Source organism: Aeromonas sp. 603757 (assembly GCF_049171255.1).
GTDB classification, from domain to species: domain Bacteria; phylum Pseudomonadota; class Gammaproteobacteria; order Enterobacterales; family Aeromonadaceae; genus Aeromonas; species Aeromonas veronii_A.
Genome location: NZ_JAAKOE010000006.1, coordinates 66,466 through 79,726 on the forward strand (window position 1 = coordinate 66,466; position 13,261 = coordinate 79,726).

The following is a 13,261-nucleotide window of genomic DNA, read 5'->3' on the forward strand; positions in this document are numbered from 1 at the left end:
CATGATACAAGAGCATGCGACCCGGGAGGCCAGCTATCCGCTACGCCACGATATCGATCTGCACCTGGCTGTGATGTCGGTTCGTCGGCTCCCATTTATCGCCAACCTATCCGACGTGGATCGCGCCATGCTCTCCACCGTGGTCTCCGAACTTGGCAGCAATATCCTGAAATACGCCGGGCAGGGGGAGATCATCCTGATGCTCCATCACCCGAAGGGGAGATCCTGCATCGACATCATCGCCCGTGACAAAGGGCCCGGCATATCGGATGTCTATCAGGCCCTGCAGGATCACTACAGCACTTCCGGCACCCTGGGACTGGGACTGCCCGGCGTGCGGCGCATGATGTCAGAGCTCACCATCAGCACACCGCCGGAAGGGGGCACCCTGGTGCAGGCGCGCAAATGGCTGGGTTCTGTACCCTCGGTCCCACGTCTCATCACGCCCACCCAACAATGGGGGCAGGCAGGTCTGACACTGGTCTGGGCTAGCGAAAACAGACCCTGTTATCCGGAAAAGGTCTCCGGCGATCTGGTCTTTATCCGGCCCACATCCGACGGCGTCTTGCTGGTACTGATCGATGTCAGCGGCCACGGCTCCTCGGCCAACAAGCTGGCACTGATACTGCAAGAGGCGCTGCAAAACACCCCTGAACAGGAGCCGGCACCTCTGCTGCAGCTGTTGCACCAACACTGCATCGGTACCCGGGGAGCGGCCGCTGGCATAGCCCTGGTCAACAGTGAACGGGGTGAAATGAGCTACGCCGGCATCGGCAACACCCGCATCTGTCTGCGCGGCCATGACCTCTGGCGCGGTATCTCCCGTGATGGGGTGCTGGGGGAGCGCTTCCCCACCCCCTTGCTGCAACGGCAGCCCATCAAGCCGGGGGATGTGCTGATGCTCTATTCGGATGGCATCAGCGAGTCACTCAACCTGCGTGACGGCGCACTGGATCTGGGGGCTGATCCCGTCATTCTGGCCCGTCAAGTCATAGACCATAGTGGGCGCAGCACCGACGATGCGAGCTGTATTGTGCTGCGGGTACAACCAGAGAAGGAGCGCTAGATGCGGCAGCTGATCGGTGATATCAGGCTCTCTGGCCCGACGGCAGCCCTCACCGCCAGACGCAAGGTGATCCGGGTGCTCACCTGCATCGACAAGAGCCCCACCTTCGTGGCGCCGCTGGCGGGTACCACCTCGGAGCTGGTGCGCCAGCTGACGGCAACCATCGACTCGCTGCAACTCCAGCTTTGGCTGGAGAGCAATACGCGGGAGCTGTGGGTCTCCCTCTCGGCCGACGAGCCACTGCAGCACAACGCACCCGGTGCAACCCATGGCAGCATCCGGCTGGTTCCTCATGCTGACACCGCCATCGCTCTGGTATGCCACCTGCCACACTGGCCCGATGACGCTCTGCTGTTGCAGATGCAGCAGCAGTTCGCTGAACCGACCCGGGATGAGCTGTTCGCCGTGATGCAGACCAAGAATCAGGAGCTGGAGCAGGCCTATGAGCTGGCAGAAAGCGCAACCCGGGCCAAAAGCGATTTTCTCGCCAACATGAGCCATGAAATCCGCACCCCGATGAACGCCATTCTGGGTATGGCCCACCTCGCCCTGCAAACACGCCTCGACTCGCAGCAGGCTGATTATCTGGGCAAGATCCAGCGCTCGGCCCATCACCTGCTCGGCATCATCAACGATATCCTCGACTTCTCCAAGATCGAGGCGGGCAAGCTGGATCTGGAGCAGATCGAGTTCGATCTCGACCATGTGCTGGAAAATCTGGCAACCCTGGTGGGCGAGAAGGCCGAAGCCAAAGGCATAGAACTGCTGTTCGAGGTCGATCACCAGCTAGACACCCTGCTCTATGGCGATCCCCTGCGGCTCGGCCAGATCCTGATCAACTACGCCAACAACGCAGTCAAATTCACCGAGCAGGGGGAGATACTGGTCAAGGTCACTTGTCTGGAGAAACGACCGCAAGAGGTGCTGTTGCACTGCTCGGTGCAGGACACGGGGATCGGCATGAGCCAGGAGCAGCAGCAACGGCTGTTCCAGTCTTTCCAGCAGGCGGACAGCTCCACCACCCGCAAATACGGCGGCACCGGCCTCGGGCTCGCCATCTCCCGCGAACTGGCGGCACTGATGGGAGGGGAGGTCGGCGTGCAGAGCGAACCGGGCAAGGGAAGCACTTTCTGGTTTACTGCCCGACTCGGCCGCGGCAGATACCGCTCACGCTATCTGCCAAGTCTGGATCTGCGTGGCCGCCGCATACTGGTGGTCGACGACAGTGCCAGCGCCCGCACCATACTGGCTGCCCTGCTGCGCAGCATGAGTTTCGTGGTCGACACCGCCGAATCGGGTCAGCAAGGGCTGCAGATGATCGCCTGTGCCGAGCAGGAAGGTAACGCCTACGAGGTGGTGCTGCTGGATTGGCACATGCCCGGGCTGGATGGCATAGAGACGGGGCGCCGCCTCATCGCCCGCGGCCTTGGCAAGCGGCTTTATCGGGTCATGGTGACAGGTTATGGGCGGGAAGAGATTTTTCGCGAAGCAGAGGCCGCCGGCTTTGATAGGGTGCTGGTCAAACCAGTCTGTGCCTCTGTGTTGTTTGATACCATCATTGGGCTGTTCGGCCAGCAAACCACGGCGACTGCCTTGAAGCCCACCCAGCCTACCCACAACTATCGCTTCGAGGGACTCCGTATACTGCTGGCAGAAGACAACGAGCTGAATCAGCAGGTGGCCATGGAACTGCTGCGAGCGGCGGGCATCGACGTCAGCATTGCTGCCAATGGTGCCATTGCTCTGGAAATGGCTGCGCAACAACCATACGACCTGATCCTGATGGACATGCAGATGCCGGTGATGGATGGACTGACTGCCACCCGTCAGTTGCGCCAGCAAGAGAGCGAAGGGCACCACACTCCGATCCTCGCCATGACGGCCAATGTCATGGCCGGTGACCGGGAACGCTGTCTGGCGGCCGGTATGGATGACCACATCGCCAAGCCCATCGACCCCGACAAGCTTTATGCCGCACTGCAGTGCTGGGCCCCTGCCTTCAGCGTTGAAACCGATGCAATACCCAAGAGCGCACCTTCACCACAGCACCAGCCATTGCAGCCTCAGTTAAGAGCGCTCGGACTCAATGCCGAAGCCGCCCTGCAACGGCTGATGTACAACTGGGGGTGGTATCAGGATCTGCTGCAACGATTTGCCCAACAGGGCACCCGGCCCATGCAGAGCCTGATCGCCGCCCTGCAGAAGAACGACCGGGAGGAGGCCCATCGTCAGGCCCATACCCTCAAGGGGATTACCGCCACTCTGGGCGCCGAACCACTGCGGGGTATCTCGGCCAGGCTGGAGAGTGCACTCTCCCGGGGGGATGACACCACCAGCCTGCTTCCACTGGCGGAACAGGGGCTGCAGATGCAGCAGCAACTGAGCGATGGCCTACAGGCCCTGCTACCCACCCAGACCACAGCCGACCTGCCGGAGCAAGAACAAGTCGACCTGGCGCCCCTGCTGGCGCAGCTGATCCGGCTGCTGGCGGAAGATGATGCCGGAGCTCTGACCCTGTTCCAGCAGCATCAGCAGCAGCTGACGAGAGTGCTGGGAGAGACGGCATCCAGGATAGCTGACGCCATTACCGGCTTCCGTTTTACGGATGCACTTGCACATCTGCAACGAGTCCGGGCCCTCAGGCCCGATCTGTTCAACCAAGAGTGAGGGCACCACCATGCTCAACCTGCTGGATCCCGATACCAAGCCCACCCTGCTGGTGGTCGATGACACCCCTGAAAACCTCTCATTGCTCAGCGCCTTGCTCAGCCCACAATACCGGGTCAAGGTCGCCATCAGTGGCCAGCGGGCACTGGAGATACTGTCATCAGACTCCCGGGTAGATTTGATCCTGCTTGATGTCGTGATGCCCGGGATGGATGGTTATCAGGTGATGCAGGCACTGCAGGAGATGCCGCAGGCACGGCATATTCCGGTGATTTTTCTGACTGCCAAGGTAGAGGAGAGCGCCGAGGCACATGGACTGGCTCTCGGCGCCGTGGACTATATTCACAAGCCGATCTCCCCCGCCATCGTGCTGGCCCGCGTCAGAAACCACCTTGAGCTGAAGGCGGCACGGGATCTGCTACATGACCAAAATGCCTATCTGGAGCAGGAGGTGGAACGACGCACCCGAGAAAACGAGCTGATCCAGAACATCACCATCCACTCCCTCGCCTCTCTGGCCGAAACCCGGGACAACGAGACCGGCAACCACATTCTGCGCACCCAGCATTATGTGAAGCTATTGGCGGAAACTCTCTGCGAGCACCCTCGCTTTCGTGCCGAGCTGACCCCCAAGACAATAGAGCTGCTGTTCAAGTCGGCCCCCCTGCACGATATCGGCAAAGTCGGCGTACCGGACCGGATCCTGCTCAAACCTGGCAAACTCGATGAAGATGAGTTCGCCCAGATGAAACACCACTCCACCCTTGGCAAGGAGGCCATAGTCCACGCCGAGGAGGCACTGGGGGTAGAGGTGGAATTTCTGAGACTGGCCAAGGAGATCGCCTGCTACCACCACGAGAAGTGGGATGGCACCGGCTACCCCTACGGTCTGATAGGAGATGAGATTCCCCTCTCGGCCCGACTGATGGCGCTAGCAGATGTGTACGATGCCTTGATCAGCAAGCGGTGTTACAAGGCAGCCATGACCCATGCAGAGGTGGTGCCCATCATTTTGGCGGGAAGGGGCAACCATTTTGATCCCGACATCACGGATGCCTTCGCTCACATCCACGTGCAATTTCACGAGATCGCGCTGCGCTACAACGACGACAAGAGCGATCAGGAGGCCAAACTCGACTAGGTGCTGGAATCAGCAGGCAACAAGTCAGTGAAAATGAAACCATCGCGCTCCACCGTCTTCCCCGTGCAGATCGCCAGCGGGCGCAGAAACATGGGGCCATCATAGGCCAGAGTGTGAAACTCGCCGTTCTCGCCGCACGGATCGACCCCCGCCGGCTGCGCCGCCAGCAGTGCCTCGTCAAAATCGTGGCCACCCAGGCTGGCATCCAACTTGTTCGGGTCGAGAGCACTGATCCGCGCCTTCAACCCAGCGGCCACCATCTGCGACGCCAGTTCACGGGTATTGCTGCCCCACAGCGGGAACAGTGGTTCGATGCCGGTGCCTGCCAGCTGCTTTTCACGGTAGGCGCGCACATCCTCAAGGAACAAGTCGCCAAAGGCCATATGGCGGATCCCCTGTGCCACCACATCGGCGATAAAGCCGGTCATGATGCGGGCGTAATCCTCGTTGCTGCAGGGCCAGGGCAGATCGATGGTGATGAGGGGCAGCCCGACGCAGGCGGCCTGTTCGGTCAACAGCTGCTTGCGCACCCCGTGCATCGCCACCCGCTCGAATGCCTGATTGAGGGTGGTAAACAGCCCCACCACCTCGATGGCGGGATCCTGCCGCAACTGATGCAGAGCCCATGCGCAATCCTTGCCGCTGCTCCAGGAGAGCAGTACCCGTTTCTTTTCCATCATTCCTCCGCCAGCGGGGCATTCGGATTGCCCCAAAAAGATGCAAGACAGTGTTGCGAATTGCGCGATTTACACACAAGAGGCAGGCAGCATACTCTCGATCACCTGTATATGCCCCTTGCACGGGGTGACAATAACTAAAAAAACCGATGGGAAACATACGGATATGACCACGACCACACAACAACACGATCACGCCCGCCCCCTCAATCGACAGGATTACAAAACCCTGAGTCTGGCTGCCCTCGGCGGTGCGCTGGAGTTTTACGACTTCATCATCTTCGTCTTTTTCGCCGTGGTCATCGGCGAGCTGTTCTTCCCGGCAGATATTCCCGAGTGGTTGCGCCAGTTCCAGACCTTCGGCATCTTCGCCGCCGGTTATCTGGCCCGCCCGCTCGGCGGCATCATTATGGCCCACTTTGGCGATCTCATCGGTCGCAAGCGGATGTTCACCCTCAGCATCATCATGATGGCGCTGCCGACCCTGTTGATCGGTCTGCTACCCACCTATGCAGTGCTCGGCATCGGCGCCCCCATCGCCCTGCTGGGACTGCGGATCCTGCAAGGCGCCGCCATCGGCGGTGAAGTGCCGGGCGCCTGGGTGTTTGTCGCCGAGCACGTTCCTGCCCGTCGGGTCGGGGTCGCCTGCGGCACGCTCACGGCGGGATTGACGGCCGGCATCCTGCTCGGCTCCCTCATCGCCACTGCGGTCAACAAGAGCCTGACCCCGGCCGAAGTGAGTGACTGGGGCTGGCGAGTGCCCTTCCTGCTGGGCGGTATCTTCGGCATCGTCGCCATGTACCTGCGTCGCTGGTTGCACGAGACCCCGGTCTTCGCCGAGATGAAGGCCAACAAGACCCTGGCTGACGAACTCCCCCTCAAGTCGGTACTGCGCAACCACAAGAGCAGCGTGGTGGTCTCCATGCTGCTCACCTGGCTGCTCTCCGCCGGTATCGTGGTGGTGATCCTGATGACCCCCACCTATCTGCAGAAGGTCTATGGCATCAGCCCGGCTGACGCCCTGACCGCCAACTCGCTGGCGATCATTGCCCTGACCCTCGGCTGCATCGTCTATGGCCGACTGATCGACCTGCTGGGCAGCGGTCTCACCTTCATGTTCGGCTCCCTGCTGCTGGCAGGCTCCAGCTACGCCTTCTATCACGGTCTGGCGGCCGGTACGAGCCAGCTGGTGCCGCTCTACATGCTGGCAGGCTTTGCGGTCGGGATTGTCGGCGCCGTGCCTTACGTGATGGTCAACGCCTTCCCGCCGGTGGTGCGCTTCTCCGGTCTGTCGTTCTCCTACAACGTGGCCTACGCCATCTTCGGCGGCCTCACCCCGATGGCGGTGACCCTCTGGATGAAGAGCGACATGCTGGCCCCCTCCCACTATGTGGTAAGCCTGTCGGTGCTGGGTTTCGCCATCGGCCTCTGGCTCTGGTTCCAGCAACGGGCCATCCGGCAACAGCAAGCGCCGCAAGCGGCCTGACCCGAACAACAAGCCCCGGTATCTGCCGGGGCTTTTTTGTACTGCTTATGTTCAGTTTCGCCAGCATAAGATAGCCTCCCTCTTGAGTCAGGTGACCACCTGGATCAAGGTATTCCCATTCATCCCTGCTATCCGAGGCTCAACATGTTCTTTCAGGTCGTATTTCTCGCTTTGCTGGCGTTGCTGCCCATGGTCAATCCGCCTACCACGGCCACCCTGCTGCTGGGGCTGAGCAAGGGGATGTCGCGCGAACATGTGCGACGTCAGGTCAATATGGCGGCCATCTATCTGTTCTGCACCCTCTGCATCACTTTCTTTATCGGATCCTCGATTCTGGATCTGTTCGGTATCTCCATTCCGGGTTTGCGCCTGGCCGGGGGGCTCATCATCGGCTTTATCGGCTTTCGCATGCTGTTCCCCGCCCCCAGCCAGCAGAGCGGGGTCGATATCAACCAGAGCATTGCCTTCGTACCACTCACCATGCCCAGCATGTGCGGGCCGGGCACCATGGCGCTGGTGATAAGCGGGGCAGCCCAGATTGCCGAGCTGCCTGACGAGTACAACCGCCTCACCATCTATGGCGCCATGGTCACTGCGTTTGCCCTGATGAGCCTGATCAGCTGGGGAGTATTGAAGCTGGCGGATCCGGTCTGCAAGATCCTTGGCGCCACCGGCATCGATGCCATGACACGCATCATGGGCTTCCTGCTGGTCTGCATGGGTATGCAGTTTTGCATCAACGGCATCAAGGAAGTGGCACAGGATCCGGTCTTCCACGGTGGCCAGGCCGTGCAAACCGCACCGGCGCTACCGCAGGCTTCCGGCACGTTTGATCAGTTGCCGCAAAAGCCCGTCAGCCCTGATTGAAAACGGTATCAAAAAGTCCCTGACGATCTGCACTGATCTTGTTCCTGATCATGTTATTGACACAAAAATGGGTTAGTTTGTTTTTTATACAGACTTTATTCAGACGGACGCTGATAGGTTTGTTGATGAATACCCACTCAACTTCAGGAGAGTATGCAGATGGAGAAGATACTGACCGAAATAGGGAGCCATAGCCTGTTTCACGAGTACCTGAACGTGGTTGGGATTGCGAGCCCATCCCTCGCCAAAATTGAGCAACACTGGGAATATAAAAAGCGGGAGCAGCTGGTCGCCAAAATCCAGATCGACAAACAGGGCAATGCCCGTTACTTCATCGATGCTCGCGCAATATCCATCAACTGATACCGAATAACCAGCCAGCCCCGCTCCACCGAACGGGGCTTTTTGTTGTCTGCGATCCCGCACTCGCTGACCCGCATTATCTCTGCTGTTGCCAGAAGCTCTGTTTGTTTTTTGTACAGCACTCATTCAGCTCGACATGGCTATCTTGTTATCTGCCCCCCTTGTTCCAGAAGAGTGCCCATATGACCAAGATGCTGACCGAAATCGGCAGTCATAGCCTGTTTCACGAATACCTGAATGTGCTCGGCATAGCCAATCCAGCTCTTGCCAACATAGAACAACTGTGGGAACACAGGCAGCAAGAGAGGCTGCTCGCCAAAATCCAGATCGACAAACAGGGTAAAGCCCGTTACTTCATCGACGCCCGCGCCATCTCGGTCAATTAACACCGATGATTCTGCAAGCCCCGGCCTACTGACCGGGGCTTTTTGTTGCATGTCCATCAAGCAGGCTAGCCAATCCCCCTGTCACTCCCTCTTCTCTCTATGCTCCTCTGATGGAATTTTACCTCCTTTAAAAAGAAAATAATTGGAATAATTAATTATGCGACATCAGTCTCATAATAAAAATCAAAAATCGAGCATGATGACCCGCATCGAGAAGAATGATTTACGCCGGGAATGGCGACGACCTGAAGTAGAGGAAGCGATGACCATTGACCTATCAAGCATGATTACCGAAACCCGCAATCCAGCCAGCATCGAGATCGATCAGCTCCCGACGCTGGATATGCTGCGGATCATCAATCAAGAAGATCAACACGTTGCAGTGGCTGTAGGCCAACTGCTGCCCGAGATCGCCAAGGCGGTCGATGCTATTGCAGCCGCATTTGGCAAAGGCGGCCGCCTGATCTACATCGGGGCTGGCACCTCCGGACGCCTCGGCATCCTGGACGCCAGCGAATGCCCGCCCACCTACGGGGTCTCTGCCGAGCTGGTCATCGGCCTGATTGCCGGGGGCCACAAGGCCATACTGCAGGCGGTGGAGAATGCCGAAGACGATGCAGAACTCGGTGCCAACGATCTTAAAAATATCCACTTCAGTGCCCACGACGTGCTGGTGGGTATCGCAGCCAGCGGGCGAACCCCCTATGTGCTGGGCGCCATGCAATATGCCAGGAGCCTGGGTGCCACAGTGTGCAGCATCAGCTGCAACCCGGGCAGCCCGCTCGCCAAAGCGGCCGACATCAGCATGGTCGCCGTGGTCGGCCCCGAGATTGTGACCGGCTCCTCCCGCATGAAAGCGGGCACAGCCCAGAAGCTGATCCTCAATATGCTCTCGACCGGCGCCATGATCCGTACCGGCAAGGTCTACGGCAATCTGATGGTGGATGTGGAGGCGACCAACGCCAAACTGGTGGAGCGCCAGAAGCGCATCGTCATGGAAGCAACCGAATGTGACCGTGGCACGGCCGAGCAGGCTCTCGCCGCCGCAGATAACCACTGCAAGACCGCCATCGTAATGATCCTGGCCAATATCTCCGCCAGCGAAGCACGAGAGCGGCTGAAAAGCAGCGGCGGCTTTATCAGCAAATGCACAGATTAATCGGCCGACCGCACATTGGCCGCGCCAGCAATGGCGACAGGATAACAACATAAGCGGGGGCATCCGCCCCCTCACATCAGACTGACCGGGTTCTTTATGGCAAAAATAACTGATTCCATGATTGGCCAGATCATCCAGGCCATCGGCGGCCGGGATAACATCACCAACTGTGGCCACTGCATGACCCGCTTGCGGCTGAGCCTGGCGGACAGCCTGCATGCCGATCGCGATACCATCAAACGGATCGCCGGGGTGATGGGGGTGATTGAAAGCGACAACCAGTTCCAGATCGTGCTTGGTCCGGGCAAAGCCCAGACCGCCTGCGAAATGATGAACGGCATGCTGAGTGCGGACGCGGGCATCCTCACCGCCCCCCGCCCGCAATCAGCGGATCTTGTCGACATCGCCGCCGCCAACAAACAGGCGCTGAAGCAGAAACAGAGCAGTGCGGCGCACCGCTTCCTGGCCAAGTTTGCCACCATTTTCACACCGCTGATCCCCGGTTTTATCGCTGCGGGTCTGCTGCTCGGCTGCGCCACCCTGATCGAGCAAACCCTGCTGCTGGAAGGACAGCAGACAGGGGGCATGCTGGCCGAATTTGTCGGCTACATGAAGCTCTTCAGCAAGGGATTGTTCAGCTTCCTCAGCATCCTGATCGGCTACAACGCCCAGAAGGCGTTTGGTGGCTCCGGCGTCAACGGTGCCATCATCGCCTCTCTGTTTGTCATGGGTTATGACCCTCAGGCCAGCAGCGGCATCTACTCCGGTATCACCGACTTCTTCGGCCATCAGATCGATCCCCGCGGCAACATCATCGGCGTGCTGATCGCCTGCATCATAGGCGCCTCGGTTGAGCGCCAGGTTCGCCGCTACATGCCGGACAGTCTGGATATGATCCTCACTTCCTGCATCACCCTGCTGATCATGGGAGCCGTCACCTTTATCCTGATCATGCCCCTCGGCGTGCAGCTCTATAACGGCATGTCCTGGCTCTTCATCAACCTCAATGGCAACCCGTTCGGTACCGCTATTCTGGCTGGCCTGTTCCTCATCTCGGTGATGTTCGGCATCCACCAAGGGTTCGTTCCCGTCTACTTTGCGCTGATGGATGCCCAGGGCTTCAACTCCCTGTTTCCTATCCTGGCGCTGGCCGGTGCCGGACAGGTAGGGGCTGCGCTGGCGCTCTACAGCCGGGCAGGCAAGGATTCCCTACTGCGCACTCAGGTGAAGGGCACCATCATTCCGGGCATTCTGGGGGTCGGTGAGCCGCTCATCTACGGCGTCACCCTGCCGCGGGTCAAACCCTTTATCACGGCCTGCTGCGGTGGTTCGCTGGGGGGCTTCGTGGTTGGCCTGATCTCCTGGCTGGGTCTGCCGGTCGGCCTCAACACCGTCTTTGGACCATCCGGTATCGTCGCCCTGCCGCTGATGACCTCCGCCCAGGGGATCTTCCCCGGCATGATGGTCTATGCGGTCGGCCTCGCCGTCGCCTACCTCGGCGGCTATCTCTTCACCCTGATGTTCGGCTGCAAGAACGTCGATCTGAGTTAATCCCTCCTCCGGATTTCTAGCCAAGGTCTGGCCCCGAGCAATCGGGGTCATGGCCAAACTCATCCCGGCTCTGGCACAGAGCCCGTACAGGAACGATAAAAAATGAAAAAATCCATGCTTGCTCTGGTTCTTCCCGCACTGCTCGGCACAGGTTCCGCTCATGCGGCCGTCATCTATCAGGCTGACGATGGCTCCAACGTCGACCTCTACGGCCGTCTTGGCTTCAATATTTCCGACAAGAAGAGCGGCAATGATCAGGGTGACTTCGATGGCCGTATCGGCTTTACCGCCCGTCAGACCGTCAATGACGATGTCGCAGTGATCGGCATGGCGCAATATCAGGTCAATGCAGCCGAATACGCCAACAACGTGCAGAAGAACAGCAGCGACCTCACTGCCCGTTACGTCTGGGCAGGGATCGATGGTGGTCAGTGGGGCAAGGTGACCGGCGGGCGCGTCTCTTCCGGCCTCATCATGTTCACCGATATTGGCGATGTGTTTGCCGCCTCTGATGTCTCCATGGCTCGTCAGGCCAGCAAGGTGGACTCCACCGCCGTGCAGGTGTTCCGTCAGGATGGCACCCTGCAGTACCAGAACACCCTCGGCAATCTGGATCTCTCGCTCGCCTACATCCTTGGTAACGGTACCTCGGATCTTGATTACGGCTACAACGGCGCCCTGCGCTACACCTTCGATCTGGGCAATGCAGGCAAACTGGCTCCAGTCGTGGCGTATCAGCAGACCAAAGCCGCCCAGAGCAGTGGCAGCAAGGTCGATCCCAATGCCGATGAGTATCGCTTCGCCGGGATCGGTACCCGCTACTATCTCGGCCCTCTGATGTTGGGCGCCCTCTATAGCAAGGATCAGGTGACCTATCGCGATGGCCGTGCCGACAGTGAAGACAAGGTGTGGGAACTGACCGCGGTGTATGACATCAACCAGAAGTGGGCGGCCCGCGCAGGCTATCGTCACCTCGTCAACGAGGGGGGCGACCAGATGGCACTGCGCGATACTACGCTGGAACTGCAATACAAGCTCACCCCGCGATCTTCCCTCTACAGCGCCTATGTGATCCGCAATGGTGAAGATGGTCTGGCTGGTAGCACCATCACCAGTTTTGGTGGCAGCAGCAACAGCGAGAGCTTCTACCACCTCGGCCTGCGCTACGAATTCTGATCTGGTTGCCGGCCTGCGGGCCGGCTCCTTCATGGAGTCTTATGATGGCACGATCCTCCCTGCTCTCTCCCCTACTATTATCCCCCCTGTTTGCCCTGCTGCTCAGCGTACCGGCCACGGCCGCCCGACTGGAGCTGGCCGATACCCTCACCCTGCTCGCTTCGCCACAGGGCAAACCCTCGGTCTTCACCCGGACCATTGAGCTCCCGGCGGGAGAGTCCCGACTGCTGGTGCGCTTTGACAGCCCAAGTGACCCTCGCTCCACCAACGAGAGCCAGGGACGCGTGACCTCGGCTCCTCTGCTGGTTACCCTTACAGCACCATCACAAGGGACGCTGCAACTGACCCCCCCGGTGCTGACCAGCTCCTCGGCTATCCGCCAGTTTGCCGCCAGCCCGGCCCTGCTGCTGAGTGACGACAAGGGCACCTCACAGCCGCTGGCACTACAAGCCCTGCCACGCAGCCAGGATAGTCTGGGCACCGATTACCAGGCCCTGCTGGAAAGCCATACGCCAACAGTAAGCCCGGCCCCCATTTTCGCAACACAGGCCGCAACTACTGCTCATACAGCTTCGGCACTTACGCCGGAGCAGGCGGATGCCACCCTGCGGGAACTCTATCTGGCGGCCGATGCCAAGCGGCGTAAAGCCTTTATCCGCTGGGCCCTTGACCTCTAGCAGACAACAAAAAACCACCTGTTCAGGTGGTTTTTTGTTGTACGG

Annotated in this window: 12 protein-coding genes; 11 read left to right on the plus strand and 1 reads right to left on the minus strand. The window is 59.6% G+C overall.

Translation table 11 applies throughout. The features are described from left to right. Position 1: 1 nt before the first annotated feature. The 3 genes from G5332_RS07710 to G5332_RS07720 are packed head-to-tail and all read left to right on the plus strand — an operon-like array spanning position 2 to position 4,874. Positions 2-1,066, plus strand: a complete 1,065-nt coding sequence (locus tag G5332_RS07710; RefSeq protein ID WP_421172676.1) for a SpoIIE family protein phosphatase — start codon at positions 2-4, stop codon at positions 1,064-1,066. After that, positions 1,067-3,733 (plus strand): response regulator, encoded by a 2,667-nt coding sequence (locus G5332_RS07715; protein ID WP_421172675.1) that lies wholly within the window; start codon positions 1,067-1,069, stop codon positions 3,731-3,733. Next, the gene (locus G5332_RS07720) at positions 3,672-4,874 is read left to right on the plus strand and encodes an HD-GYP domain-containing protein (protein ID WP_216952761.1); all 1,203 of its coding nucleotides are present in this window, start codon (positions 3,672-3,674) and stop codon (positions 4,872-4,874) included. The genes G5332_RS07715 and G5332_RS07720 overlap by 62 nt, the downstream gene beginning before the upstream one ends. Here G5332_RS07720 and G5332_RS07725 read toward each other — a convergent pair. Further along, positions 4,871-5,551 (minus strand): ATP-binding protein, encoded by a 681-nt coding sequence (locus G5332_RS07725; protein ID WP_421172712.1) that lies wholly within the window; start codon positions 5,549-5,551, stop codon positions 4,871-4,873. The two genes, G5332_RS07720 and G5332_RS07725, sit on opposite strands and share 4 nt — an antisense overlap. A gap of 166 nt (positions 5,552-5,717) precedes the next feature. Here G5332_RS07725 and G5332_RS07730 point away from each other — a divergent pair, with 166 nt between their 5' ends. The 8 genes from G5332_RS07730 to G5332_RS07765 all read left to right on the plus strand — a co-directional run bounded on the left by G5332_RS07730 (position 5,718) and on the right by G5332_RS07765 (position 13,216). Next, complete coding sequence (locus G5332_RS07730; RefSeq protein ID WP_151287144.1) at positions 5,718-7,037, plus strand: MFS transporter; 1,320 nt, start codon at positions 5,718-5,720, stop codon at positions 7,035-7,037. A 144-nt stretch (positions 7,038-7,181) separates the two neighbouring features. Continuing rightward, positions 7,182-7,904 (plus strand): MarC family NAAT transporter, encoded by a 723-nt coding sequence (locus G5332_RS07735; protein ID WP_151287145.1) that lies wholly within the window; start codon positions 7,182-7,184, stop codon positions 7,902-7,904. A 159-nt stretch (positions 7,905-8,063) separates the two neighbouring features. Next, positions 8,064-8,267: a hypothetical protein gene (locus G5332_RS07740; RefSeq protein WP_216952760.1), complete on the plus strand. Its 204-nt coding sequence runs from the start codon at positions 8,064-8,066 to the stop codon at positions 8,265-8,267. Positions 8,268-8,449: 182 nt separating this feature from the next. Continuing rightward, positions 8,450-8,653, plus strand: coding sequence for a hypothetical protein (locus G5332_RS07745; RefSeq protein ID WP_041209699.1), 204 nt, complete (start codon positions 8,450-8,452; stop codon positions 8,651-8,653). A gap of 262 nt (positions 8,654-8,915) precedes the next feature. After that, a complete protein-coding gene (murQ, locus tag G5332_RS07750) occupies positions 8,916-9,812 on the plus strand; it encodes an N-acetylmuramic acid 6-phosphate etherase (protein ID WP_227341511.1) in 897 nt (298 codons plus the stop codon). A gap of 96 nt (positions 9,813-9,908) precedes the next feature. Beyond that, positions 9,909-11,363: a PTS N-acetylmuramic acid transporter subunit IIBC gene (murP, locus tag G5332_RS07755; RefSeq protein WP_041234056.1), complete on the plus strand. Its 1,455-nt coding sequence runs from the start codon at positions 9,909-9,911 to the stop codon at positions 11,361-11,363. Between the two features lie 102 nt (positions 11,364-11,465). Beyond that, a complete protein-coding gene (locus G5332_RS07760) occupies positions 11,466-12,539 on the plus strand; it encodes a porin (protein WP_227341512.1) in 1,074 nt (357 codons plus the stop codon). Between the two features lie 41 nt (positions 12,540-12,580). Then, complete coding sequence (locus G5332_RS07765) at positions 12,581-13,216, plus strand: DUF2057 family protein (RefSeq protein WP_421172674.1); 636 nt, start codon at positions 12,581-12,583, stop codon at positions 13,214-13,216. Positions 13,217-13,261: the final 45 nt, after the last annotated feature.

Coding starts and splice junctions, on each gene's coding strand:
- G5332_RS07710 (WP_421172676.1), top strand. CDS start 2: ATGATACAAGAGCATGCGACCCGGGAGGCCAGCTATCCGCTACGCCAC.
- G5332_RS07715 (WP_421172675.1), top strand. CDS start 1,067: ATGCGGCAGCTGATCGGTGATATCAGGCTCTCTGGCCCGACGGCAGCC.
- G5332_RS07720 (WP_216952761.1), top strand. CDS start 3,672: ATGCACTTGCACATCTGCAACGAGTCCGGGCCCTCAGGCCCGATCTGT.
- G5332_RS07725 (WP_421172712.1), bottom strand. CDS start 5,551: ATGGAAAAGAAACGGGTACTGCTCTCCTGGAGCAGCGGCAAGGATTGC.
- G5332_RS07730 (WP_151287144.1), top strand. CDS start 5,718: ATGACCACGACCACACAACAACACGATCACGCCCGCCCCCTCAATCGA.
- G5332_RS07735 (WP_151287145.1), top strand. CDS start 7,182: ATGTTCTTTCAGGTCGTATTTCTCGCTTTGCTGGCGTTGCTGCCCATG.
- G5332_RS07740 (WP_216952760.1), top strand. CDS start 8,064: ATGGAGAAGATACTGACCGAAATAGGGAGCCATAGCCTGTTTCACGAG.
- G5332_RS07745 (WP_041209699.1), top strand. CDS start 8,450: ATGACCAAGATGCTGACCGAAATCGGCAGTCATAGCCTGTTTCACGAA.
- murQ (WP_227341511.1), top strand. CDS start 8,916: ATGACCATTGACCTATCAAGCATGATTACCGAAACCCGCAATCCAGCC.
- murP (WP_041234056.1), top strand. CDS start 9,909: ATGGCAAAAATAACTGATTCCATGATTGGCCAGATCATCCAGGCCATC.
- G5332_RS07760 (WP_227341512.1), top strand. CDS start 11,466: ATGAAAAAATCCATGCTTGCTCTGGTTCTTCCCGCACTGCTCGGCACA.
- G5332_RS07765 (WP_421172674.1), top strand. CDS start 12,581: ATGATGGCACGATCCTCCCTGCTCTCTCCCCTACTATTATCCCCCCTG.